Raw genomic sequence first — 20,456 nt, 5'->3', positions numbered from 1 at the left:
AAGCGCCGGGCTTTGCCTCAAAATCGGCAGCATGACCTCCAATCCGCTGCTCGACTTCTCCGATCTGCCCCTGTTCGACCGCATCCAGCCCGAACATGTGGCCCCCGCCATCGACGCGCTGCTGCAGCAGGCCGAAGCGGCACTGGAGCAGGTCACGGCCCCCGCCTTCCCCGCCGAATGGGGCGCCATTGCCCGGGTCCTGGACGTGGCCACCGAGCGCCTGGGCCGCGCCTGGGGCGCCGTAGGGCATCTCAACGCCGTGGCCGATACGCCTGCGCTGCGGGCGGCCTACAACGAGGCCATGCCGCGCGTCACCGCCTTCTGGACGCGCCTGGGCGCAGACGAGCGCCTCTACGCCAAGTACAAGGCCATCGACGTCGCCACCCTCAACGCCGAGCAGCGCAAGGCCCACGCCAATGCGATGCGAAACTTCGTGTTGGGCGGCGCCAAGTTGCAAGGCGCGGCACGCGAGCGCTATGCAGAGATCCAGGAACGCCAGGCCGAGCTCAGCCAGAAGTTCAGCGAGCACGCGCTGGACGCCACCGACGCTTTCGCCTTCTATGCCGAGCTGTCCGACCTGGACGGTGTACCAGCAGACGTGGTGGCCGCCGCGCGCGCCGCGGCAGAGGCTGACGGCAAGGCCGGCTACAAGCTCACGCTCAAGATGCCCTGCTACCTGCCGGTGATGCAGTTCGCGCGCAGCAGCGCGCTGCGCGAACGCCTCTACCGCGCCTATGTCACCCGCGCCAGCGAGTTCGGCGACCCGGCCTTCGACAACACCCCGCTCATCCTCGAGATCCTGAAGCTGCGCCAGGAAGAGGCGCAACTGCTGGGCTACCGCAACTTCGGCCAACTGTCGGTGGTGCCCAAGATGGCGGAATCGCCCGAGCAGGTGATCGGCTTCCTGCGCGACCTGGCGGCCAAGGCCAAACCCTACGGCCAGCGCGACGTGGTGCAGCTGCGCGACTTCGCCAGCCGCGAACTGGGCATCACCGATCCGCAGCCCTGGGACTGGAGCTACGTCGGCGAGAAGCTGAAGGAAGCCCGCTACGCCTTCAGCGAGCAGGAGGTCAAGCCCTACTTCCCGGCGCCCAAGGTGCTCGACGGCCTCTTCAAGATCGTGCAGAACCTGTTCGAGGTGCAGATCCGCCGCGACGAGGCACCGGTGTGGCATCCGAGCGTGGTCTTCTACCGTATCGAGCGTCAGACGCCCCAGGGCGCGCAGAAGGTGGGCCAGTTCTACCTGGACCCCTCGGCCCGCGCGGCGAAGCGTGGCGGCGCCTGGATGGATGACGTGCGCGCACGCTGGCTGCGCCCCGACGACCAGCGGCTGCAGACGCCCGTTGCGCACCTCGTGTGCAATTTCGCCGAGGGCGTGGACGGCAAGCCGCCGCTGCTCACGCACGACGACGTGATCACCCTCTTCCACGAGTTCGGCCACGGCCTGCACCACATGCTGACGCAGGTGAACGAGCACGACGTCTCGGGCATCAGCGGCGTGGAGTGGGACGCCGTGGAGTTGCCCAGCCAGTTCATGGAGAACTTCTGCTGGGAATGGGACGTGCTGCAGAACATGACGGCCCATGTCGATACCGGTGCGCCGCTGCCCCGCGCGCTCTACGACAAGATGATCGCCGCCAAGAACTTCCAGAGCGGCATGCAGACGCTGCGCCAGATCGAGTTCGCGCTGTTCGACATGCTGCTGCACACCCAGCTCGACGCCAGCCAAGCCAAGCCCGGCGCCGTGATGGCGCTGTTGAACGAAGTGCGCGCCGAGGTGGCCGTGCTGCCCTCGCCCGAATTCAGCCGCACGCCCATGACGTTCACCCACATCTTCTCGGGCGGCTATGCGGCCGGGTACTACAGCTACAAGTGGGCCGAGGTTCTGTCGGCCGACGCCTATGCGGCCTTCGAGGAGACGGTCGATGCCCAGGGCCTGCCCAGCGTGGAGACCGGCCGCCGCTACCGCAAAGCGATCCTGGAAGCGGGCGGCAGCCGCAGCGCGATGGAATCGTTCAAAGCCTTCCGTGGCCGCGAGCCGAGCATCGACGCCCTGCTGCGCCACCAGGGCATGAGCGAGCCGCTCGCAGAAGAAGCGTTGGCGTGAGCGCCGCGCTTACCGCCCCCGCCCTGCGCCGCCGGACTGCGTGGCTGCTCGCTGTGGGCCTGGCCGCCGCCGGGCTGTGGGGCGCGGCGTGCGCCCAGCCCCTGTACCGCTCCATCGACGCGCAGGGCCGGGTCACTTTCTCGGACCGTGCGCCCTCCACGGCCGCCCGGCCGGTCGAAGCGCCCAGCGGCAACGACATCGACACGGGCGCCGCAGCCCTGCCCTTCGAGCTGCGGCAGCTTGCGCAACGCTACCCGGTCACGCTCTATACCCAGCGGGACTGCGCCCCCTGCGATGAAGGGCGCTCCATGCTCCGCAGCCGCGGCATCCCCTTCCAGGAGCGCACGGTCAATACCAATCTGGAGATCGAGGCGCTGCAGCGCCTCAGCGGCCAGACCGGCCTGCCGCTGCTGGCCATCGGCAGCCAGCAGCTGCGCGGCTATGCCGATGCCCAGTGGTCGCAGTATCTCGATGCGGCCGGCTATCCGGGCCGCAACAGTCTGCCGCCGGGGTACACCCCGCCCCAGGCCCGTCCGCTCATTGCACCCGTAGCCACACCCGCTGTGCCGGCGGCCCCCGAAGCGCCAGCGCCCATCATCCCGCCACCAATCGGGCCGACGCCTGCCAATCCGGCAGGCATCCGCTTTTAAGCACCGAGGCGGGAGTGCCCCGGCTGGCGGTCAGTAGCGCAGCGTCTGCACGCCTTCCGGCGTGGCCAGCAGGCACAGGCTGGCCTTCTGGTGCGCAAAGACGCCCACGGTGACCACGCCCGGCCACTGGTTGACCTCCGACTCGAAGGCGAGCGGCTCACGGATCGACAGGCCGTTCACGTCCAGGATGTGCTGGCCGTTGTCCGTCACCAGCGGCTGGCCGTCCTTCGTGCGCAGCGTGGCCGTGCCGCCCTGGGCCGCAAACTGGCGCGCCACTCGGCGCGCCGCCATCGGGATCACCTCCACCGGCAGCGGAAAGCGGCCCAGCACCTCCACGCGCTTGGAGGCGTCCGCGATGCAGACAAAGCGGCGCGACTGGGCCGCGACGATCTTCTCGCGGGTCAGCGCCGCGCCCCCGCCCTTGACCATGTAGCCGCGGCCATCGATCTCGTCCGCCCCGTCGATGTAGACCGCCAGTTCATCGACCTCGTTGCTGTCGAACACGGGAATGCCCAGGGCCTTCAGGCGCTGCGTCGAGGCTTCCGAACTGGACACGGCGCCCTTGATCTGGTCGCGGATCGTGGCGAGCGCCTCGATGAACTTGTTGACCGTGGAGCCCGTGCCAACGCCCACGATCTCGCCCCGGACCACGTGGTCGAGGGCGGCGCGGCCCACCTGGGCCTTGAGTTCATCCTGGGTCATGGCGGCGTTGGGCATCGGGGAGAATCCTGGGTTGTCCGAAAAAACGCGAATTATCAGATGCCCGCTCCCGCCCCCGGCCTCTACGGCCTTGCCCGCCCCTTCCTGTTTCGCATGGATGCGGAAGCGGCCCACGAGTTGACGCTGGCGCAACTGGCAAGGACGCAGAACACGCCCCTGGCCGCGCTGTACACGGCCAGGCGGGTGGAAGACCCCATCGAACTGGCGGGCCTACGCCTGCCCAACCGCGTGGGACTGGCCGCGGGCCTGGACAAGAATGCCCGCTGCATCGACGCCTTTGCGGCGATGGGCTTCGGCTTCGTGGAGGTGGGCACGGTCACCCCCCGGGCGCAGCCGGGCAATGTGCGCCCCCGCATGTTCCGGTTGCCGGCGGCCGAGGCCCTGATCAACCGGCTCGGCTTCAACAACGAAGGCCTGGACAGCTTCGTGACCAACGTGAAGCGCGCGCGTTTCCGCCAGCGCCGCGGCGGCCTGCCGATGCTGCTCGGACTCAACATCGGCAAGAACGCGAGCACGCCGATCGAGCGGGCTGCCGACGACTACCTCGCCTGCCTGGACGGCGTCTATGCCCACGCGGACTACGTGACCGTCAACATCTCGAGCCCCAACACGGCCAACCTGCGCAGCCTGCAGAGCGACGAGGCGCTCGACGCCTTGCTGGGAGCGATGGCCGACCGGCGGGCGCAGTTGCACGAGCGCACCGGTAAGCGCACGCCCATCTTCCTGAAGATCGCCCCTGACCTGGAAGACGCGCAGGTGGCCGTCATTGCCGGCGCTCTGCGTCGCCAGGGGATGGACGGCGTGATCGCCACCAACACCACGCTCGCGCGCGATGCGGTGCAAGGGCTGCCGCATGGGCAGGAAGCGGGCGGGCTTTCCGGGACACCGGTGCGCGAAGCGAGCAACCGCGTGATCCGGCAACTGCGGGAAGCGCTGGGCGCCGATTTCCCGATCATCGGCGTCGGCGGCATCCTGAGCGGTGCCGATGCGCAGGCCAAGATCGCCGCGGGCGCCGATGCGGTGCAGATCTACACGGGTCTGATCTACCGCGGTCCGGGCCTGGTGACCGAGGTGGCCAAGGCGCTGCGCGGCGCCCGCTGACCTACACGGCGGCCGGAAAAAAGCGCGAGACCGGCGCTGGGGCCGGCCTCGGCGGCATTCAGCGCAGTTTCCAGAGGATCGGCAATGCCCAGCCGGCCCAGCGGACCAGCCGCCGCGGGCCCAGCACCGCAACCATGGCAGCGGCTGCGGCACCGGTCGCGATGGGATGCTCACGCGCCATGCGCATGGCAGTGGCCGACAGAGGCTGCGTTGGCGGTTGCGCTGCAGCACGGGCTGCGGCCTCGGCCTCGGCGGCCGCACGGCGCTCCTGCAACAACGCCCGCCGCGCGCGCTGCTCGGCGATCCGGGCCAGGACTTCTTCACGCATCGCCGCGACCTGAACGGGATCGGGCCGCGCCGGGGCGGCGTCGGGCTCTGCACCGCCGGACAGGTCGCGCCGCAGTTCCTGCGCCAAGGGATGGACGGCCTGCGAGGTCTGCCTCACCCGCGCCAGCAGCAACGCCAGCAGCACGACCCAGACGACAGTCCACGCCAGAGCCACCCACCAGGCCGCGCGGACACGAAACGGGCCATCCCAGTAGTGGACGACCACGGCCGCCGAAAGAACGACACCCACCACGACACTGACCAGGGCCAGCAGCGCCGACAGCAGCGCCGATTGCGCCAGCGGCGCACGGGCATCCTGCCAGGCGAGGCCCGCCAGTTGCGCACGGTCATGGACACCCAGTGCGGCCTCCGCACCGGCCGCCTTCCAGCGCCGCAGCCGCGGACCCAGGCCCAGCATGTCGAGCAGTCGGCTCATGCCCGACCTCCTCCGCAGGGGCGCGGGTGGCGACTCAGGATGGTCGCCATCAACGGCGGCTGCCGATCAGCAGGCCCACCAGCACGCCGACGGCCAGGGCCGCACCGGCGATCTGCCAGGGCTCATCGTGCGCATAGGCATTGGCGGTCTGGGCAGCCTCCTTGGCCTTCTTGGCCGCTACCTTGCTCTTCTCGGCGGCCAGCTCACGGGCGATCGCGAGCTTGGTGTCGACGCGCTGCTTCAGCGCCTTGAGCTGGGGAACGCCTTCGAGGTCCTTGTTGGACAGAACGCCGCGGACATCGCTGGCAAGGTCTTCGACCACGGCGTTGGCAGCGGCTTCGAGATTCTGGGTGACGGACATGGAATACCTTCCCTCGTATTCAGGACATCGGCGACGCGCCGACAACGAAGACCACCTGAAGGCGGTATGGAAGGATATTAATCCCCGCATCGCATCACATTGCCCACGGACAGGCACACGGTCGGCATTAGTGACCCGGCTTGCGTCGGCATTCACCACCTGTTAGGCCAGCACAAAGCTGGCCCGACGATGGCGCCGGCGCTCAGAGGGTGCGCCACCTGAAGGCGGCGGCACGCATGAAGGAGTGATGCACCCGCATGCGCAGGGACACCTTGCCACGCATGGCCGGCACCACCGGCGACGGGGGCAACTGCCCGGGCGTCGGTGGCGTGCCGCGGTCGGGCTGGACCGGCAATTCGGCCGGGTCGGCCGGCGGCGTGCTCATCGTGGACAGGCGGGCAGAGACTTGCAGCATCACGGTCGAACTCCTTCAATGGTCGGCTCTGGGCAAGGCGGTCACAGCGGACTTTCTTACGGGGTGACCACACTGTTGCCCCTCGCCGGCGCCTACAGGCCGGGCGTTGCGCGCCAAGACGTGTCAGCAGGCAAAACCATTGCCTGAGGCAGGGTCACCCACGGGCATGAAGGTCATTTCTGGCAAGCCGTGCCGTCGGCGGCGCAAGTCGTGGATTTCCCGGATTGCAATCCGTAAATTTCATTCGGAAGCGAAGGCACTCGGCGCACTTCTTGCGTAGCATCCCCCCATGGACATCTCCGGTCGCCCTCCCTTGCCGTCGCTGCGCCATTCCCGTTTCGAGGATATCCAGGCCCTGTGCGCCGGCACGCTGTTCGTGGCCATGGCGCTGGTGCTCTTCGGCCAGGCGGGTCTGCTCACGGGCGGCACCGCCGGTGCGGCCTTCCTGTTGCACTACGCCACCGGGATCGGGCTCGGACAGGGGTTTTTCCTGCTGAATCTGCCCTTTTACGGCTTTGCCTGGAAGCAGATGGGCGGCGAATTCACCGTCAAGACCTTTGCGGCGGTGCTGCTGCTGTCCGTGCTGACGGAGTTGGCGCCCCGCTTCATCTCGATCCAGGCGCTGCACCCGGCCTTCGCCGCCGTGTTCGGCGGCCTGATGCTGGGCACAGGTTGCCTGTTCCTGGCCCGCCACCGGGCCAGCCTGGGCGGAGCCACGGTCATCTCGCTCTATCTGCAGGAGCGCCGCGGCTGGCGGGCCGGCAAGGTGCAACTGGCCATCGACTGCGCCGTGCTGCTGGCCGCCCTGTTCGTGGTGGAGCCGGCACGGGTCGGCTGGTCGATCCTCGGCGCCGTGGTGATGGGCGGGTTCCTCTGGATCAACCACCGGCCGGGCCGCTACGTCGGCAGCTGAACGCCCGATTTCTGCGGCGTTCAAGGACGCGGGCGCCCCTTTCACATCCTGATCCGCGACTTGTGCCGCGCGGCGCCACTGCCGCAGCCGCCCGCGCGCCCTCACGTCAGGACCCGCTGCTATATTGCGGCGCAGCGAAACTTGCGCCTCCAGACCCCATGCTGTACCACCTCTATGAAGCCCAGCGCTCGTTGATGGAGCCCTTTGCGGACTTCGCACGGGCCGTCTCCAAGCTCTATGGCAACGGCTCCATGTTCAGCCAGTTGCCGATGGCCCAGCGGGTGGCCGCCGGCTACGACCTGCTCTACCGACTGGGCAAGGACTACGAGAAGCCCGAGTTCGGCATCCAGTCCGTCGAGGTGGACGGCGCCGACGTGGTGATCCACGAGATCGTGGAGATCGACAAGCCCTTCTGCCAGCTGCGCCGCTTCAAGCGCTACACGGACGACCCGGCGGTGCTGGCCACGCTCAAGAGCCAGCCGGTCGTGCTGATCGTGGCGCCCCTGTCGGGCCACTATGCCACGCTGCTGCGCGACACCGTGCGCACCATGCTGCAGGGCCACAAGGTCTACATCACCGACTGGAAGAACGCCCGTACGGTGCCCCTGTCCGACGGCGAGTTCCACCTGGACGACTACATCAACTACGTGGAGGAATTCATCCGCCACGTTCAAGCCGAGTACGGCAACTGCCATGTGATGAGCGTCTGCCAACCGACGGTGCCCGTGCTGGCGGCCATCTCGCTGATGGCCAGCCGCGGCGAGGCCACGCCGCTCACGATGACGATGATGGGCGGCCCCATCGACGCGCGCCGCTCACCGACCTCCGTCAACAACCTGGCGACGAACAAGAGCTTCGAGTGGTTCGAGAACAACGTCATCTACCGCGTGCCGCAGGGCTTTCCTGGCGAAGGGCGCCGGGTCTACCCCGGCTTCCTGCAGCACACCGGCTTCGTGGCGATGAACCCCGACCGCCACGCCACCAGCCACTACGACTATTTCAAGGATCTGGTCAAGGGCGACGATGCCAGCGCCGAGGCCCACCGCAAGTTCTATGACGAGTACAACGCCGTTCTCGACATGGATGCGGATTACTACCTGGAGACGATCAGCACCGTCTTCCAGGAGTTCAAGCTGGTGCATGGCACCTGGGACGTGCGCAACGAGGCAGGCCAGATCGAGCGCGTGCGGCCACAGGACATCCGCCAGTCGGCGCTGCTGACCGTGGAAGGCGAACTGGACGACATCTCCGGCTCGGGCCAGACCCGTGCCGCACACGACCTGTGCACGCAGATCCCCGCGGAGCACCGCGAGCACTACGAAGTCGCCGGCGCCGGCCACTACGGCATCTTCAGCGGCCGCCGCTGGCGCGAGAGGGTCTATCCGAAGGTGCGCGCCTTCATCGCCGCGCATGACCAGCCCCAGACGCGCGATGACGCTCCGCTGGCCGCGGAAGATGTTCGCCGCCGCCCCCCACGTGCGATCACGCCCGCCGCTGTGCCGGCCGAGCAAGCAGCGCCCGCCCCTTCTGCAGCGGCCCCGGCGCCCCGCAAGGCGGCCGTCCGCAAGACGTCACAGCCCGCCCGCAAGATGGCCGAGCCGCCGCCTGTGGCAGCCGCCTCGCCGTCGGCAGCTGACGCTGCTCCCCGCAAGTCCCCCGCACGCCGGCGCACCCGCGCCTGAGCAACGAACCTGCGAAGCCCATGCCCCGCATGCATAGGGACCGCCTGCTCGACGCCCTGCCCCAGACGCAGTGCACCCGATGCGGCTACCCGGACTGTGCCGGTTATGCGGCGGCAATGGCCGATGGCAGCGCCGACATCGACCGCTGCCCACCGGGCGGCGCCGAGGGCGTGCGGCGGCTGGCGCAACTGCTCGGCCGGGACGAACGCCCACTCGACCCCGAATGCGGCAGCGAGGGGCCCCGAACCCTGGCCGTGATCGATGAAGCCTGGTGCATCGGCTGCACACGCTGCCTGGAGGTCTGCCCCACGGACGCCATCCTGGGGTTCCACAAGCGCATGCACACCGTGATCGAAGCCCACTGCACGGGCTGCGAACTGTGCGTGCCGGTGTGCCCGGTGGATTGCATCGGCCTGGAAGTGGTCACGCCTGGCCTCAGCGGCTGGGCCGCTTGGTCACAGAAGCAGGCGGACCATGCCCGCCAGCGATACCTTGCGCGCACACATCGGCTGGAAATGGGGAACGCGGTTGCTGGTCAGTCGCCGCCCGACAATGCGCCCGCGACGCAGGGGTCGCAGCAGATGCCGGATGAGACCGCGGAACGCAAACGCCGTGCCGTCGAGGCGGCAATGGCCCGCGCCCGCGCCGCGCGGCAGCCGAGCTCGCACCACTGAGCACGCCAGAGGCATGGCTGCGGACACCCTCGCCCTCTACGCGCTGACCTCCGCCATCCTCGCGATCACCCCGGGCCCGACGATGCTGCTGGCCCTGTCCAACGGGATTGCAGGCGGCATGCGGCGGGCTGCGTGGGGCATCGCCGGTGCAAGCCTTGGAAGCACGGTGGTCATCAGCGTCGTGGCGCTGGGCCTTGGCTCGATCCTGGCGGCCTCCCGCTGGGTCTTCGATGCGCTGCGTGTGGCAGGGGTGCTTTACCTGGCGTGGCTTGGCCTCAGGATGTGGCGCAGCGCCGCGCCCGACCTGCGCACCGCCATCGCCGCCACACCCGACGGTCCGGCCCAGGGCAGCAAGGCCCTGTTGCGCAGCCTGGCAGTGGCCCTGACGAATCCGAAGGCCCTGCTCTTCTTCGCAGCCTTCCTGCCGCAGTTCGTGGACGTGCATGCGCCTCAGGCAGCGCAGTACCTCGTCCTGGGTTGCGTATTCATCGCCATCGACACGGCAGTGATGCTCGCCTACGCCGGCGCGGGGACGCAGGTCGTGCGCTGGTTGTCGAAGCGCAGCCTGCAATGGCTCAACAAGGGCTGCGGCGCAGGCATGTGGCTGCTTGCAGGCGCGCTCGCCCTCTGGCGCCGCCCCGGCGTCTGAGACTACCGCCACCGGTAGGCAAACAACCTGCGCACCAGCGCTTGTCTGCCGCCCAGGACGGCGCGGGCGGCCTCAGCCAGCGCTCGCCGCCAGCGCGCCGAAGGCCTTCACCACCTCCGGCGGTGCCTGCACCAGCTCGATCAGCACGCCCTCGCCGGAGATGGGGAATTCCTCGTTGCCCTTGGGATGCAGGAAGCAGATGTCGAAGCCGGCCGCGCCGCGGCGGATGCCGCCCGGCGCGAAACGCACGCCCTGCGCCGTCAGCCATTCCACGGCGCGCGGCAGGTCGTCGATCCACAGGCCCACGTGGTTCAGCGGCGTGGTGTGCACGGCTGGCTTCTTCTCGGGGTCCAGCGGCTGCATCAGGTCGACTTCCACCTTGAAGGCACCGCTGCCGATGGCGCAGATGTCCTCGTCGACGTTCTCGCGGTCGCTCTTGAAGGTGCCAGTCATCTCCAGCCCCAGCATGTCGACCCACAGCGTGGCCAGGCGCCGCTTGTCGATACCGCCGATGGCGATCTGCTGGACGCCCAGGACCTTGAACGGACGTTGGGTGCTCATTCGCATGCTCCTTCATTGGCAGCCACGTCGTGGCCGCGCAGACCCAGCCTGGCCAGCAACTGCCGGTCGGCCTCCACATCGGGATTGCCGGTGACCAGCAGCTTGTCGCCGTAGAAGATCGAATTGGCGCCAGCCAGGAAGCACAGTGCCTGCACCGCGTCGCCCAGCTGCTGTCGGCCGGCCGACAGCCGCACGCGGGCCTTGGGCATCAGGATGCGCGCGACAGCGATCACGCGCACGAAGTCCAGCGGATCGATGGGATCGCTGTCGGCGAGCGGCGTACCCGGCACGCGCACCAGGCTGTTGATGGGCACCGACTCCGGATAGGGATCGAGGTTGGCCAGTTGCGCCAGCAGGCCGGCGCGGTGCACCGGCGCCTCACCCATGCCGACGATGCCGCCGCAGCACACGCTGATGCCGGCGGCGCGCACATGGGCCAGGGTGTCGAGCCGGTCCTGGTAGGTGCGGGTGTCGACGATGTCGCCGTAGTACTCGGGCGCGGTGTCGAGGTTGTGGTTGTAGTAGTCCAGGCCGGCGTCGCGCAGGGCCCGGGCCTGATGGGCTTCCAGCATGCCCAGCGTGGCACAGGACTGCAGGCCCAGGCCCTTCACGGCCTGCACCAGTTCAGCCACCTTCTCGATGTCGCGGTCCTTGGGCGCGCGCCAGGCAGCGCCCATGCAGAAGCGCGTGGCGCCCGCGTCCTTGGCGGCCTGCGCTGCAGCGGTGACCTCTTCCACGCTCATCAGCTTCTGCGCCTTGACGCCGGTGTCGAACTCGGAGGACTGCGGGCAGTAGCCGCAGTTCTCCGGGCAGCCCCCGGTCTTCACGGACAGCAGCGTCGCCAGCTCGATGTCGCCCGCCGGCCAATGTTCGCGGTGCACGGTCTGCGCGTGGAACAGCAGCTCGTTGAAGGGCAGGTCCAGCAGGGCCTGCACCTCCTCGACGCGCCACCGCGGGGCGGTGGCACCCGAGGCCGCAGGTGCCGCACGGCGCAGCACCACGGGACGTTCAAGGGTCGTGGCCATGCGCTCGGTCGTAGGCACGCCCATTCAGTTGAACTCCAGGATCACCTGATCGACCGCCAGCGATTCGCCCTTGCCGGCGGTGATCTTGCCCACCACGCCGTCCTGCGCCGCGAAAAGCACGTTCTCCATCTTCATGGCCTCGATGACGGCGAGCTTTTCGCCGGCCTGCACCTGTTGGCCTTCCTTGACGGCGACGTCCACCAGCAGCCCGGGCATGGGCGAGAGCAGGAACTTGCTCATGTCCGGCGGTGCCTTGTAGGGCATCAGCGACTGCAGGCGCGCACCCAGCGGGGACAGCACCATGGCCTCGATCTGCGTGCCGTTGTGCTGCACGCGCAGGGCCAGCGGGTTCTTGCCGGCTCCGCGCTCGACCTGGGCCGTGAACGGCTGGCCGTTCACGCGCCCTTCGACGCGGATGCCGCCGAGCGGCGAGCGGCTTTCGAGCTGGTAGCTGCGGCTCCCGACCTGCACCGCGCTCGCGCCCGTGGCGCCCTGGAAGTCGGTCACGCTCACCGGCGTGTGGCGATGCTCGCCGTCTGCGGCCAGCGTGACGACCACGAACTGCTCACCCACCTTCACGCCATGGCCCGCCAGCTGGCCGCTGATGCCCGAGGCGCGCGCACGATAGCGGCGGTGCGCATAGGCGGCCAGGGCGACAAGGAAGTCGGGGTCGTCGTGCGGCACGTCCTCGGCCCGGAAGCCATGGCCATAGTGCTCGGCGATGAAGCCGGTGTTGAAGTCACCGCTGACGAACTTGGGATGCGCCAGCAGCGCCGCCTGGAAGGGGATGTTGCTGTGGATGCCGCGGATCGCGAAGCCGTTGAGCGCCTCGCGCATCAGCGCGATGGCATGCGCGCGGTCGCGGCCGTGCACGATGAGCTTGGCGATCATCGAGTCGTAGTACATGGGGATCTCGCCCCCCTCGTACACGCCCGTATCCACGCGCACGCCATAAGCGTCGGGCGCATTTGGCTCGGAGGCCGACAGCGATTCGGCCGGCGGCTGGAACTTCACCAGCCGGCCGGTCGAGGGCAGGAAGTTGCGGAACGGGTCTTCCGCGTTGATCCGGCATTCGATGGCCCAGCCGTCGCGCTTCACGTCGGCCTGGGTCAATGGCAGCGGCTCGCCGGCCGCGACGCGGATCATCAGCTCCACCAGATCCAGCCCGGTGATGCACTCGGTGACCGGGTGCTCCACCTGCAGGCGCGTGTTCATCTCCAGGAAGTAGAAGTCCTGGTTCTTGCCGACCACGAACTCCACCGTGCCGGCGGACTGGTAGTTCACGGCCTTGGCCAGCGCCACGGCCTGCTCGCCCATGGCCTTGCGCGTCGCATCGCTGATGAAGGGCGACGGCGCCTCCTCGATGACCTTCTGGTGGCGGCGCTGGATCGAGCACTCGCGCTCATTGAGGTAAATGACGTGGCCCTGGCTGTCGCCCAGCACCTGGATCTCGATGTGCCGCGGCTGCTCCACGAACTTCTCGATGAAGATGCGGTCGTCTCCGAAGGAATTGCGGGCCTCGTTGCGGCAGGAGGTGAAGCCCTCCAGCGCCTCCTTGTCGTTGAAGGCGACACGCAGGCCCTTGCCACCGCCGCCAGCACTGGCCTTGATCATCACCGGATAGCCGATGCCCTTGGCGATCTCCACCGCCTGCTCGGGCGTGTCGATGGCCTCGTTGTAGCCGGGAATGGTGTTGACCTTGGCCTCGTTCGCCAGCTTCTTGGAGGCGATCTTGTCGCCCATGGCCGCGATGGAATAGTGCTTGGGGCCGATGAAGACGATGCCCTCTTCCTCCACCCGCTTGGCGAAGGCCTCGTTCTCCGACAGGAAGCCGTAGCCCGGGTGCACGGCCTCCGCCCCGGTCTTCTTGCAGGCCTCGATGATGCGGTCGGCCATCAGGTAGGACTCGCGCGAGGGCGCCGCGCCGATGTGCACGGCCTCGTCAGCCAGTTCCACATGGCGGGCGTCGCGGTCCGCGTCCGAGTACACGGCCACGGTGGCGATGCCCATCTTGCGGGCGGTCTTGATGACGCGGCAGGCGATTTCGCCGCGGTTGGCGATCAGGATCTTCTTGAACATGTGTAGCGCTCCGGGGCTCATCAAAGAGGAATGTTCCCGTGCTTGCGCCACGGGTTCTCCAGCTTCTTCTCGCGCAGCATCACCAGGCTGCGGCAGATGCGCTTGCGCGTCTCGTGCGGCAGGATCACGTCGTCGATGTAGCCGCGCGCGCTGGCCACGAAGGGATTGGCGAAGCGGGCCTTGTATTCGGCCTCGCGGGCGGCGAGCTTTTCGGGGTCCTTCTTCTCCTCGCGGAAGATGATCTCCACCGCGCCCTTGGCGCCCATCACCGCGATCTCTGCGCGCGGCCAGGCCAGGTTCACGTCGCCGCGCAGGTGCTTGGAGGCCATCACGTCGTACGCACCGCCATAGGCCTTGCGCGTGATGACCGTGATCTTCGGCACCGTGCATTCGGCATAGGCATAGAGCAGCTTGGCCCCGTGCTTGATGATGCCGCCGTATTCCTGGCTGGTCCCGGGCATGAAACCGGGCACGTCCACGAAGGTGACGACCGGGATGTTGAAGGCATCGCAGAAGCGCACGAAGCGCGCCGCCTTGATGGAGCTCTTGATGTCCAGGCAGCCGGCCAGCACCAGCGGCTGGTTGGCGACGATGCCCACGCTCTGGCCTTCCATGCGCGCGAAACCGATCACGATGTTCTTGGCGTAGTCGGGCTGCAGCTCGAAGAAGTCGCCGTCGTCCACGACCTTGAGGATCAGCTCCTTCATGTCGTAGGGCTTGTTGGCGTTGTCGGGCACCAGCGTGTCCAGCGAGAGGTCGGCCCGGTCGGCCGGATCGCCGCTGGGGCGCACCGGCGGCTTCTCGCGGTTGGACAACGGCAGGTAGTTGTAGAGGCGGCGCAGCATCATCAGCGCCTCCACGTCGTTCTCGAAGGCCAGGTCGGCCACGCCGCTCTTGGTGGTGTGGGTGACGGCGCCGCCCAGTTCCTCGGACGTGACGTTCTCGTGCGTCACCGTCTTCACCACTTCGGGGCCGGTGACGAACATGTAGCTGGAGTCCTTCACCATGAAGATGAAGTCGGTCATGGCCGGCGAATACACCGCGCCGCCGGCGCAGGGGCCCATGATCAGGCTGATCTGCGGCACCACGCCCGAGGCCATGACGTTGCGCTGGAACACATCGGCATAGCCGCCGAGCGAGGCCACGCCCTCCTGGATGCGCGCGCCACCCGAGTCGTTGAGGCCGATGACGGGTGCGCCGACCTTCATGGCCTGGTCCATCACCTTGCAGATCTTCTCGGCGTGGGCCTCGCTGAGCGCGCCGCCGAAGACGGTGAAGTCCTGGCTGAAGACGAACACCAGCCGGCCGTTGATCATGCCGTAGCCGGTGACCACGCCATCGCCTGGGATCTTGTTGTCTGCCATGCCGAAGTCGGTGCAGCGGTGCTCGACGAACATGTCCCATTCTTCGAAGGTGCCGTCGTCCAGCAGCAGTTCGATGCGCTCGCGCGCCGTGAGCTTGCCCTTGGCATGTTGCGCGTCGATGCGCTTCTGGCCGCCGCCCTGGTGCGCCTGCGCACGGCGGCGTTCGAGTTCTTCGAGGATGTCCTTCATGGTGTCCTGTCGGTTGGGGTTGAGACGGGCGGCGCGTCGGGCGCCGTCCCGGGTTCGGTCGATGGGGCTTGCGCGGCCAGTGCAAGCAGTTGCCTCGCCGCGGTGGAGGCGGCCACGCGGCCGGCAGCCACCTCCACCGAGACGCGTGCAAGTTGTTCGCGTACCCGAGGATGCTGGCGGAAGGCCTGGCGCAGACCGGCCTCGATGCGCTCCCACATCCAGGCCAGGGCCTGCTTCTCGCGGCGCGCGGCCAGTCGGCCATTGGCCGTCTGCAACTGGCGGAACTCGGTCACGGCGGCCCAGAAGCGATCCACGCCGGCGCCCGTCAGGGCGCTGAGCTGCATCACGCGCGGCAGCCAGTGCCGCACCTCGGCGCCGGTGTGCGCGTCGTGCATCGCCTGTACATGCTGCGGGTTGCCGTGATGGCCGAAGAGCCGCAGCGCCGAGGTGATCTGCGCCTGCGCACGGGTGGCGGCATCGGCATCGATGTCCGCCTTGTTGATGACGACCAGGTCGGCGATCTCCATCACGCCCTTCTTGATGGCCTGCAGGTCATCACCGGCATTGGGCAGTTGCAGCAGCACGAACATGTCTGTCATGCCGGCCACGGCCGTCTCGCTCTGGCCCACGCCCACGGTCTCGACGATCACCACGTCATAGCCCGCGGCCTCGCAGACCAGCATGGCCTCGCGCGTCTTCTCGGCCACGCCGCCGAGCGTGCCCGACGAGGGGCTGGGGCGGATGTACGCCTGCTCGTGCACCGAGAGACGCTCCATGCGCGTCTTGTCGCCGAGGATCGAGCCACCCGACACAGTGGACGACGGGTCGATGGTGAGCACCGCCACGCGGTGGCCGTGCTCGATCAGGTGCAGGCCCAGGGCCTCGATGAAGGTGGACTTGCCGACACCTGGGACGCCCGAGATGCCGAGGCGGAAGCTCTGGCCGGTGTGGGGCAGCAGCGCCGTGAGCAACTCGTCGGCCTGGGCGCGGTGGTCGGCGCGGGTCGATTCGAGCAGCGTGATGGCCTTGGCCATGGCGCGACGCTGGGCAGGGCCAGCTAGGCCAATGATGGCCTCGACCGAGACCTTGAATGGCGCTCCCATGCGGACAGCAATCAGGCTGCGACAGCCGCCCGGATCTGCTCCAGCACATCCTTCGCACTGGCTGGGATCGGCGTGCCGGGCCCATAGATGCCCTTCACGCCCGCCTCGTACAGGAACTCGTAGTCCTGCCGCGGAATGACACCACCGACGAAGACGATGATGTCGTCCGCGCCCTGCTTCTTCAGCTCCTCGATGATGGCCGGGACGAGCGTCTTGTGGCCGGCGGCAAGCGTGCTCACGCCCACGGCATGCACGTCGTTCTCGATGGCCTGGCGGGCGCATTCCTCGGGCGTCTGGAACAGCGGCCCCATGTCCACGTCGAAGCCCAGGTCGGCGAAGGCCGTCGCCACCACCTTGGCGCCGCGGTCGTGTCCGTCCTGGCCCAGCTTGGAGATCATCACGCGCGGCCGGCGGCCCTGGTCCTCGGCGAAGGCGTCGATCTCCTTCTTGAGCGCCTCCCAGCCTTCGGCCGAGTCGTAGGCGGCGGCATAGACGCCGGTCACCTTCTGCGTGTCGGCGCGGTGACGGCCGAAGGCCTTTTCCAGCGCGTCCGACACCTCGCCGACCGTGGCGCGCAGGCGGATGGCCTGGATGCTGAGGTCCAGCAGGTTGCCCTCGTTCTTCTCGGCCGCGGCCGTGAGCGCATCGAGCGCCGCCTGCACCTTGGTGCCGTCGCGCGCCGCGCGGATCTGCTGCAGCCGCGCCACCTGCTGGTCGCGCACCTTCATGTTGTCGATGGCAAGGATCTCGACCGGGTCCTCGTTCTTGAGCTTGTACTTGTTGACGCCCACGATGACGTCGCGGCCCGAATCGATGCGGGCCTGCTTCTCGGCCGCCGCGGCCTCGATCTTGAGCTTGGCCCAGCCGCTGTCGACCGCCTTGGTCATGCCGCCCATGGCCTCGACCTCTTCGATGATGGCCCAGGCGGCATCGGCCATGTCCTGGGTGAGCTTCTCCATCATGTAGCTCCCGGCCCAGGGGTCGATGACGTTGGTGATGTGCGTCTCTTCCTGGATGATGAGCTGCGTGTTGCGGGCGATGCGGGCGCTGAACTCCGTCGGCAACGCGATGGCCTCGTCCAGCGCATTGGTGTGCAGCGACTGCGTGCCGCCGAACACCGCGGCCATCGCCTCGATGGTGGTGCGCACGACGTTGTTGTACGGGTCCTGCTCGGTGAGCGACCAGCCCGAGGTCTGGCAGTGCGTGCGCAGCATCAGGCTCTTGGGGTTCTTCGCGTTGAAGCCCTTCATGATCCGGCACCACAGCAGACGGGCGGCCCGCATCTTGGCGACTTCCAGGTAGAAGTTCATGCCGATGGCCCAGAAGAAGCTGAGGCGCCCGGCGAAGTCGTCCACGTCCATGCCCTTGGCAATGGCGGTCTTCACGTACTCCTTGCCGTCGGCCAAGGTGAAGGCCAGCTCCAGCGCCTGGTTGGCGCCGGCTTCCTGCATGTGGTAGCCAGAGATCGAGATCGAGTTGAACTTCGGCATGTTCTTCGCCGTGTACTCGATGATGTCGCCGATGATCCGCATGCTCGGCTCGGGCGGATAGATGTAGGTGTTGCGGACCATGAACTCCTTGAGGATGTCGTTCTGGATGGTCCCGCTGAGCTTGTCCTGCGACACGCCCTGCTCTTCCGCCGCCACCACGTAGCCGGCCAGCACGGGCAGCACGGCGCCGTTCATGGTCATCGACACGCTGACCTTGTCGAGCGGGATGCCGTCGAACAGGATCTTCATGTCCTCCACCGAATCGATGGCCACACCGGCCTTGCCGACGTCGCCGGTCACGCGCGGATGGTCGCTGTCGTAGCCGCGGTGGGTGGCCAGGTCGAAGGCCACCGACACGCCCTGCCCGCCCGCGGCCAGGGCCTTGCGGTAGAACGCGTTCGACTCTTCGGCGGTGGAGAAGCCCGCGTACTGGCGGATGGTCCAGGGCCGCACGGCGTACATCGTGGCCTGCGGGCCGCGGATGTAGGGCTCGAAGCCAGGCAACGTGTCGCTGTAGCGCAGGCCCTGCAGGTCGGCGGCCGTGTAGAGCGGCTTGACGGTGATGCCGTCGGGCGTCACCCAGTTCAGCGCCGAGATGTCGCCGCCGGGGGCCGACTTGGCCGCGGCGCGCGACCAGTCTTCGAGGGTGGAGGGCTTGAATTCGGAATCCGCCATGCTTCGTCTCTCTCGCTTGACCTCTGGTGCCGGAAGTGCGGCCACGCTGGCCGACCCCGGGGAATCCCGCAAGTCTAGCTGTCTGTAATTATTAATTCAATTATGAATTAGGGCCTGCTTCTGCGATACAGTCGCCAACATGTCTGCCCTGACCCTCACCCCGCGCGCCCTCTATGAAGAGGTGGCGGAGCTGCTGCGCCAGCGCATCTTCCGCCGCGAACTGGAGCCCGGCAGCTGGATCGACGAGCTGCGCATCGCGGAAGAACTGGGCATCAGCCGCACACCATTGCGCGAGGCGCTGAAGGTGCTGGCCGCCGAAGGCCTGGTGACGATGAAGCTGCGCCGCGGCGCCTATGTGACCGAGGTGTCCGACCGCGACCTGGCCGACGTGTACCACCTGCTCGCCCTGCTGGAGAGCGACGCAGCCGGCGTGGTCGCCACCCGCGCAACCGAGCCCCAGATCACCGAGCTGCGCGCCCTGCACGAGGAGCTGGAGGCCGCAGCCCGCCCCGGACACGTCGACCGGGAGCATTTCTTCGCCGTCAACGAGCGCTTCCACATGCGGCTGCTGGCCATTGCCGACAACCGCTGGCGCGACCAGATGGTGGCCGACCTGCGCAAGGTGATGAAGCTCAATCGCCACAACTCGCTGCTGAAGGCGGGCCGCATCGAGGAATCGCTGGCGGAACACCGCGCCCTCGTGGCTGCCATCGAAGCGCGGGACGCGCAGGCGGCCGAGGCACGCATGCGCGAGCATTTCGCGAACGGGCTGGAAGCGGCCTCCTGAGGCGCGACTCGCCCCGCTTTTCCTGGCGCTCTGCGGCGCCGGAATGCGGCACCCGCCGACCGCAGCCAGCGCGACCGGGACGCCGACACCCGCCCTGCGTCAGACCTCGGCCGTGGCGGACGCATGCGCCCGGGCCATCACCTCGTGCGGATCGAGCTCGCGCAGCCGGTGATCGCTCCACACCTGCCGCCAGCGGCGTGCGCCCGGCAGGCCGTTGCGCAGCCCCAGCATGTGCCGCGCGATCGACTGCCACGACGTGCCGTGCGCCTGTTTCTCACGACGCATGTAGTCGCACATCTGCGCCTCCACCTCCTCGCGCGTCACCTCACGCGGCGCATCACCGAAGAAGGCGCTGTCCCACTGCGAGAGCCACCACGGGTTGTGGTACGCCTCGCGGCCCACCATCACGCCGTCGAGCAGGCGCAGTTGCGCGTGCACCTGTTCGTCGATCTGGATGCCGCCGTTGATGGCGATGAACAGCTGAGGAAAGTCGTGTTTGAGCCGGTGCACCAGCTCGTAGCGCAGCGGCGGAATCTCCCGGTTCTGCTTGGGACTCAGGCCCTTGAGCCACGCGTTGCGCGCATGCACGATGAAGTGGCGGCAGCCGGCGTCGGCCACGGTGCCGACGAAGTCGCGTACGAAGTCGTAGCTCTCCACCCGGTCGATGCCGATGCGGTGCTTGACGGTCACGGGCACGCTCACCACGTCCAGCATCGCCTTCACGCCATCGGCCACCAGCGCCGGCTCCGCCATCAGACAGGCGCCGAAGGCACCGCGCTGCACCCGCTCGCTGGGGCAGCCGCAGTTCAGGTTGATCTCGTCGTAACCCCACTGCTCGCCCAGCCGCGCGCTGGCCGCCAGGTCGGCGGGCTCGCTGCCGCCCAGTTGCAGCGCGACCGGGTGCTCGGTCTCGTCGAAACGCAGATGCCGCGCGGCATCGCCGTGCAGGATGGCGCCGGTGTTCACCATCTCGGTGTACAGCAGGGCGTGGCGGCTGAGCAGGCGGTGGAAGTAACGACAGTGGCGGTCCGTCCAATCGAGCATCGGGGCCACGGAGAGCCGGCCGACGGGCATCGACGCCTGCAGTGATGAGGAAAGGTCCTTGTCGTTCATGCGGTGGGCAGAGGCGCCGGTCGAAAGAGGGGCCG

At 68.2% G+C, this 20,456-nt stretch carries 19 protein-coding genes; 8 read left to right on the top strand and 11 right to left on the bottom strand.

Features of this window, described 5'->3' with window-relative positions:
- Window positions 1–31: 31 nt before the first annotated feature.
- Both ABIC63_RS23015 and ABIC63_RS23010 read left to right on the top strand, forming a co-directional pair.
- A complete protein-coding gene (locus tag ABIC63_RS23015; protein ID WP_354321511.1) occupies window positions 32–2,107 on the top strand; it encodes a M3 family metallopeptidase in 2,076 nt (691 codons plus the stop codon).
- Window positions 2,104–2,757, top strand: coding sequence for a glutaredoxin family protein (locus tag ABIC63_RS23010; protein WP_354321510.1), 654 nt, complete (start codon window positions 2,104–2,106; stop codon window positions 2,755–2,757). The genes ABIC63_RS23015 and ABIC63_RS23010 overlap by 4 nt, the downstream gene beginning before the upstream one ends.
- Before the next feature lie 30 nt (window positions 2,758–2,787).
- Here the strand turns inward: ABIC63_RS23010 and rpiA are convergent, their stop codons facing one another.
- On the bottom strand, window positions 2,788–3,474 hold the full coding sequence (gene rpiA, locus ABIC63_RS23005) for a ribose-5-phosphate isomerase RpiA (RefSeq protein WP_354321509.1): 687 nt from the start codon (window positions 3,472–3,474) through the stop codon (window positions 2,788–2,790).
- Window positions 3,475–3,516: 42 nt separating this feature from the next.
- Here rpiA and ABIC63_RS23000 point away from each other — a divergent pair, with 42 nt between their 5' ends.
- Window positions 3,517–4,578: a quinone-dependent dihydroorotate dehydrogenase gene (locus ABIC63_RS23000; protein ID WP_354321508.1), complete on the top strand. Its 1,062-nt coding sequence runs from the start codon at window positions 3,517–3,519 to the stop codon at window positions 4,576–4,578.
- A 58-nt stretch (window positions 4,579–4,636) separates the two neighbouring features.
- On the opposite strand, the gene ABIC63_RS22995 is transcribed toward ABIC63_RS23000, so the two are convergent.
- The 3 genes from ABIC63_RS22995 to ABIC63_RS22985 all read right to left on the bottom strand — a co-directional run bounded on the left by ABIC63_RS22995 (window position 4,637) and on the right by ABIC63_RS22985 (window position 6,120).
- On the bottom strand, window positions 4,637–5,341 hold the full coding sequence (locus ABIC63_RS22995) for a phage holin family protein (protein WP_294373876.1): 705 nt from the start codon (window positions 5,339–5,341) through the stop codon (window positions 4,637–4,639).
- 49 nt (window positions 5,342–5,390) lie between these two features.
- Complete coding sequence (locus ABIC63_RS22990) at window positions 5,391–5,702, bottom strand: glycine zipper domain-containing protein (RefSeq protein ID WP_017760725.1); 312 nt, start codon at window positions 5,700–5,702, stop codon at window positions 5,391–5,393.
- A 202-nt stretch (window positions 5,703–5,904) separates the two neighbouring features.
- Window positions 5,905–6,120 carry a hypothetical protein gene (locus ABIC63_RS22985; RefSeq protein ID WP_294373881.1) on the bottom strand — a complete coding sequence of 72 codons (216 nt, stop codon included), beginning with the start codon at window positions 6,118–6,120 and terminating at the stop codon, window positions 5,905–5,907.
- A 286-nt stretch (window positions 6,121–6,406) separates the two neighbouring features.
- Between ABIC63_RS22985 and ABIC63_RS22980 the strand changes: the two genes are divergently transcribed.
- From ABIC63_RS22980 to ABIC63_RS22965, 4 genes are all read left to right on the top strand, one after another.
- A complete protein-coding gene (locus tag ABIC63_RS22980; protein WP_234192105.1) occupies window positions 6,407–7,030 on the top strand; it encodes a YitT family protein in 624 nt (207 codons plus the stop codon).
- A gap of 158 nt (window positions 7,031–7,188) precedes the next feature.
- Entirely contained in the window at window positions 7,189–8,712 is a 1,524-nt protein-coding gene (locus ABIC63_RS22975; protein ID WP_354321507.1) for a polyhydroxyalkanoate depolymerase, read from the top strand.
- A 20-nt stretch (window positions 8,713–8,732) separates the two neighbouring features.
- Window positions 8,733–9,386 carry an RnfABCDGE type electron transport complex subunit B gene (locus ABIC63_RS22970; RefSeq protein ID WP_354321506.1) on the top strand — a complete coding sequence of 218 codons (654 nt, stop codon included), beginning with the start codon at window positions 8,733–8,735 and terminating at the stop codon, window positions 9,384–9,386.
- A 13-nt stretch (window positions 9,387–9,399) separates the two neighbouring features.
- On the top strand, window positions 9,400–10,035 hold the full coding sequence (locus ABIC63_RS22965; protein ID WP_354321505.1) for a LysE family translocator: 636 nt from the start codon (window positions 9,400–9,402) through the stop codon (window positions 10,033–10,035).
- A gap of 72 nt (window positions 10,036–10,107) precedes the next feature.
- Here the strand turns inward: ABIC63_RS22965 and ABIC63_RS22960 are convergent, their stop codons facing one another.
- The 6 genes from ABIC63_RS22960 to scpA are packed head-to-tail and all read right to left on the bottom strand — an operon-like array spanning window position 10,108 to window position 18,521.
- Entirely contained in the window at window positions 10,108–10,596 is a 489-nt protein-coding gene (locus ABIC63_RS22960) for a VOC family protein (protein WP_294373897.1), read from the bottom strand.
- Window positions 10,593–11,621 (bottom strand): biotin synthase BioB, encoded by a 1,029-nt coding sequence (gene bioB / locus ABIC63_RS22955; protein WP_354321504.1) that lies wholly within the window; start codon window positions 11,619–11,621, stop codon window positions 10,593–10,595. The genes ABIC63_RS22960 and bioB overlap by 4 nt, the downstream gene beginning before the upstream one ends.
- Before the next feature lie 24 nt (window positions 11,622–11,645).
- Window positions 11,646–13,700 carry an acetyl-CoA carboxylase biotin carboxylase subunit gene (locus tag ABIC63_RS22950; protein WP_354321503.1) on the bottom strand — a complete coding sequence of 685 codons (2,055 nt, stop codon included), beginning with the start codon at window positions 13,698–13,700 and terminating at the stop codon, window positions 11,646–11,648.
- Between the two features lie 20 nt (window positions 13,701–13,720).
- Window positions 13,721–15,253, bottom strand: a complete 1,533-nt coding sequence (locus tag ABIC63_RS22945) for an acyl-CoA carboxylase subunit beta (RefSeq protein ID WP_295523487.1) — start codon at window positions 15,251–15,253, stop codon at window positions 13,721–13,723.
- Window positions 15,250–16,356, bottom strand: a complete 1,107-nt coding sequence (gene meaB / locus ABIC63_RS22940; RefSeq protein ID WP_354321502.1) for a methylmalonyl Co-A mutase-associated GTPase MeaB — start codon at window positions 16,354–16,356, stop codon at window positions 15,250–15,252. The genes ABIC63_RS22945 and meaB overlap by 4 nt, the downstream gene beginning before the upstream one ends.
- Before the next feature lie 11 nt (window positions 16,357–16,367).
- Window positions 16,368–18,521, bottom strand: coding sequence for a methylmalonyl-CoA mutase (scpA, locus tag ABIC63_RS22935; protein ID WP_354321501.1), 2,154 nt, complete (start codon window positions 18,519–18,521; stop codon window positions 16,368–16,370).
- Window positions 18,522–18,660: 139 nt separating this feature from the next.
- Between scpA and ABIC63_RS22930 the strand changes: the two genes are divergently transcribed.
- The gene (locus tag ABIC63_RS22930; RefSeq protein ID WP_354321500.1) at window positions 18,661–19,308 is read left to right on the top strand and encodes a GntR family transcriptional regulator; all 648 of its coding nucleotides are present in this window, start codon (window positions 18,661–18,663) and stop codon (window positions 19,306–19,308) included.
- Between the two features lie 99 nt (window positions 19,309–19,407).
- Here the strand turns inward: ABIC63_RS22930 and dusA are convergent, their stop codons facing one another.
- Entirely contained in the window at window positions 19,408–20,421 is a 1,014-nt protein-coding gene (gene dusA / locus ABIC63_RS22925) for a tRNA dihydrouridine(20/20a) synthase DusA (protein ID WP_354321499.1), read from the bottom strand.
- Window positions 20,422–20,456 lie beyond the last annotated feature (35 nt).

Source organism: Pseudacidovorax sp. 1753 (assembly GCF_040544975.1).
Lineage (GTDB): Bacteria > Pseudomonadota > Gammaproteobacteria > Burkholderiales > Burkholderiaceae_C > Xenophilus.
The sequence above is the reverse complement of the archived record's forward strand: the minus strand, read 5'-3'. Positions and strand labels throughout refer to the sequence as shown.

What these genes read in the sequence shown, in the direction of transcription:
- dusA (WP_354321499.1), bottom strand. Translation starts at nt 20,421, where the DNA reads ATGAACGACAAGGACCTTTCCTCATCACTGCAGGCGTCGATGCCCGTC.
- ABIC63_RS22930 (WP_354321500.1), top strand. Translation starts at nt 18,661, where the DNA reads ATGTCTGCCCTGACCCTCACCCCGCGCGCCCTCTATGAAGAGGTGGCG.
- ABIC63_RS23000 (WP_354321508.1), top strand. Translation starts at nt 3,517, where the DNA reads ATGCCCGCTCCCGCCCCCGGCCTCTACGGCCTTGCCCGCCCCTTCCTG.
- ABIC63_RS22975 (WP_354321507.1), top strand. Translation starts at nt 7,189, where the DNA reads ATGCTGTACCACCTCTATGAAGCCCAGCGCTCGTTGATGGAGCCCTTT.
- ABIC63_RS22970 (WP_354321506.1), top strand. Translation starts at nt 8,733, where the DNA reads ATGCCCCGCATGCATAGGGACCGCCTGCTCGACGCCCTGCCCCAGACG.
- ABIC63_RS22965 (WP_354321505.1), top strand. Translation starts at nt 9,400, where the DNA reads ATGGCTGCGGACACCCTCGCCCTCTACGCGCTGACCTCCGCCATCCTC.
- ABIC63_RS23015 (WP_354321511.1), top strand. Translation starts at nt 32, where the DNA reads ATGACCTCCAATCCGCTGCTCGACTTCTCCGATCTGCCCCTGTTCGAC.
- ABIC63_RS22960 (WP_294373897.1), bottom strand. Translation starts at nt 10,596, where the DNA reads ATGAGCACCCAACGTCCGTTCAAGGTCCTGGGCGTCCAGCAGATCGCC.
- bioB (WP_354321504.1), bottom strand. Translation starts at nt 11,621, where the DNA reads ATGGCCACGACCCTTGAACGTCCCGTGGTGCTGCGCCGTGCGGCACCT.
- ABIC63_RS22950 (WP_354321503.1), bottom strand. Translation starts at nt 13,700, where the DNA reads ATGTTCAAGAAGATCCTGATCGCCAACCGCGGCGAAATCGCCTGCCGC.
- meaB (WP_354321502.1), bottom strand. Translation starts at nt 16,356, where the DNA reads ATGGGAGCGCCATTCAAGGTCTCGGTCGAGGCCATCATTGGCCTAGCT.
- ABIC63_RS22995 (WP_294373876.1), bottom strand. Translation starts at nt 5,341, where the DNA reads ATGAGCCGACTGCTCGACATGCTGGGCCTGGGTCCGCGGCTGCGGCGC.
- rpiA (WP_354321509.1), bottom strand. Translation starts at nt 3,474, where the DNA reads ATGCCCAACGCCGCCATGACCCAGGATGAACTCAAGGCCCAGGTGGGC.
- ABIC63_RS22945 (WP_295523487.1), bottom strand. Translation starts at nt 15,253, where the DNA reads ATGAAGGACATCCTCGAAGAACTCGAACGCCGCCGTGCGCAGGCGCAC.
- scpA (WP_354321501.1), bottom strand. Translation starts at nt 18,521, where the DNA reads ATGGCGGATTCCGAATTCAAGCCCTCCACCCTCGAAGACTGGTCGCGC.
- ABIC63_RS22990 (WP_017760725.1), bottom strand. Translation starts at nt 5,702, where the DNA reads ATGTCCGTCACCCAGAATCTCGAAGCCGCTGCCAACGCCGTGGTCGAA.
- ABIC63_RS22980 (WP_234192105.1), top strand. Translation starts at nt 6,407, where the DNA reads ATGGACATCTCCGGTCGCCCTCCCTTGCCGTCGCTGCGCCATTCCCGT.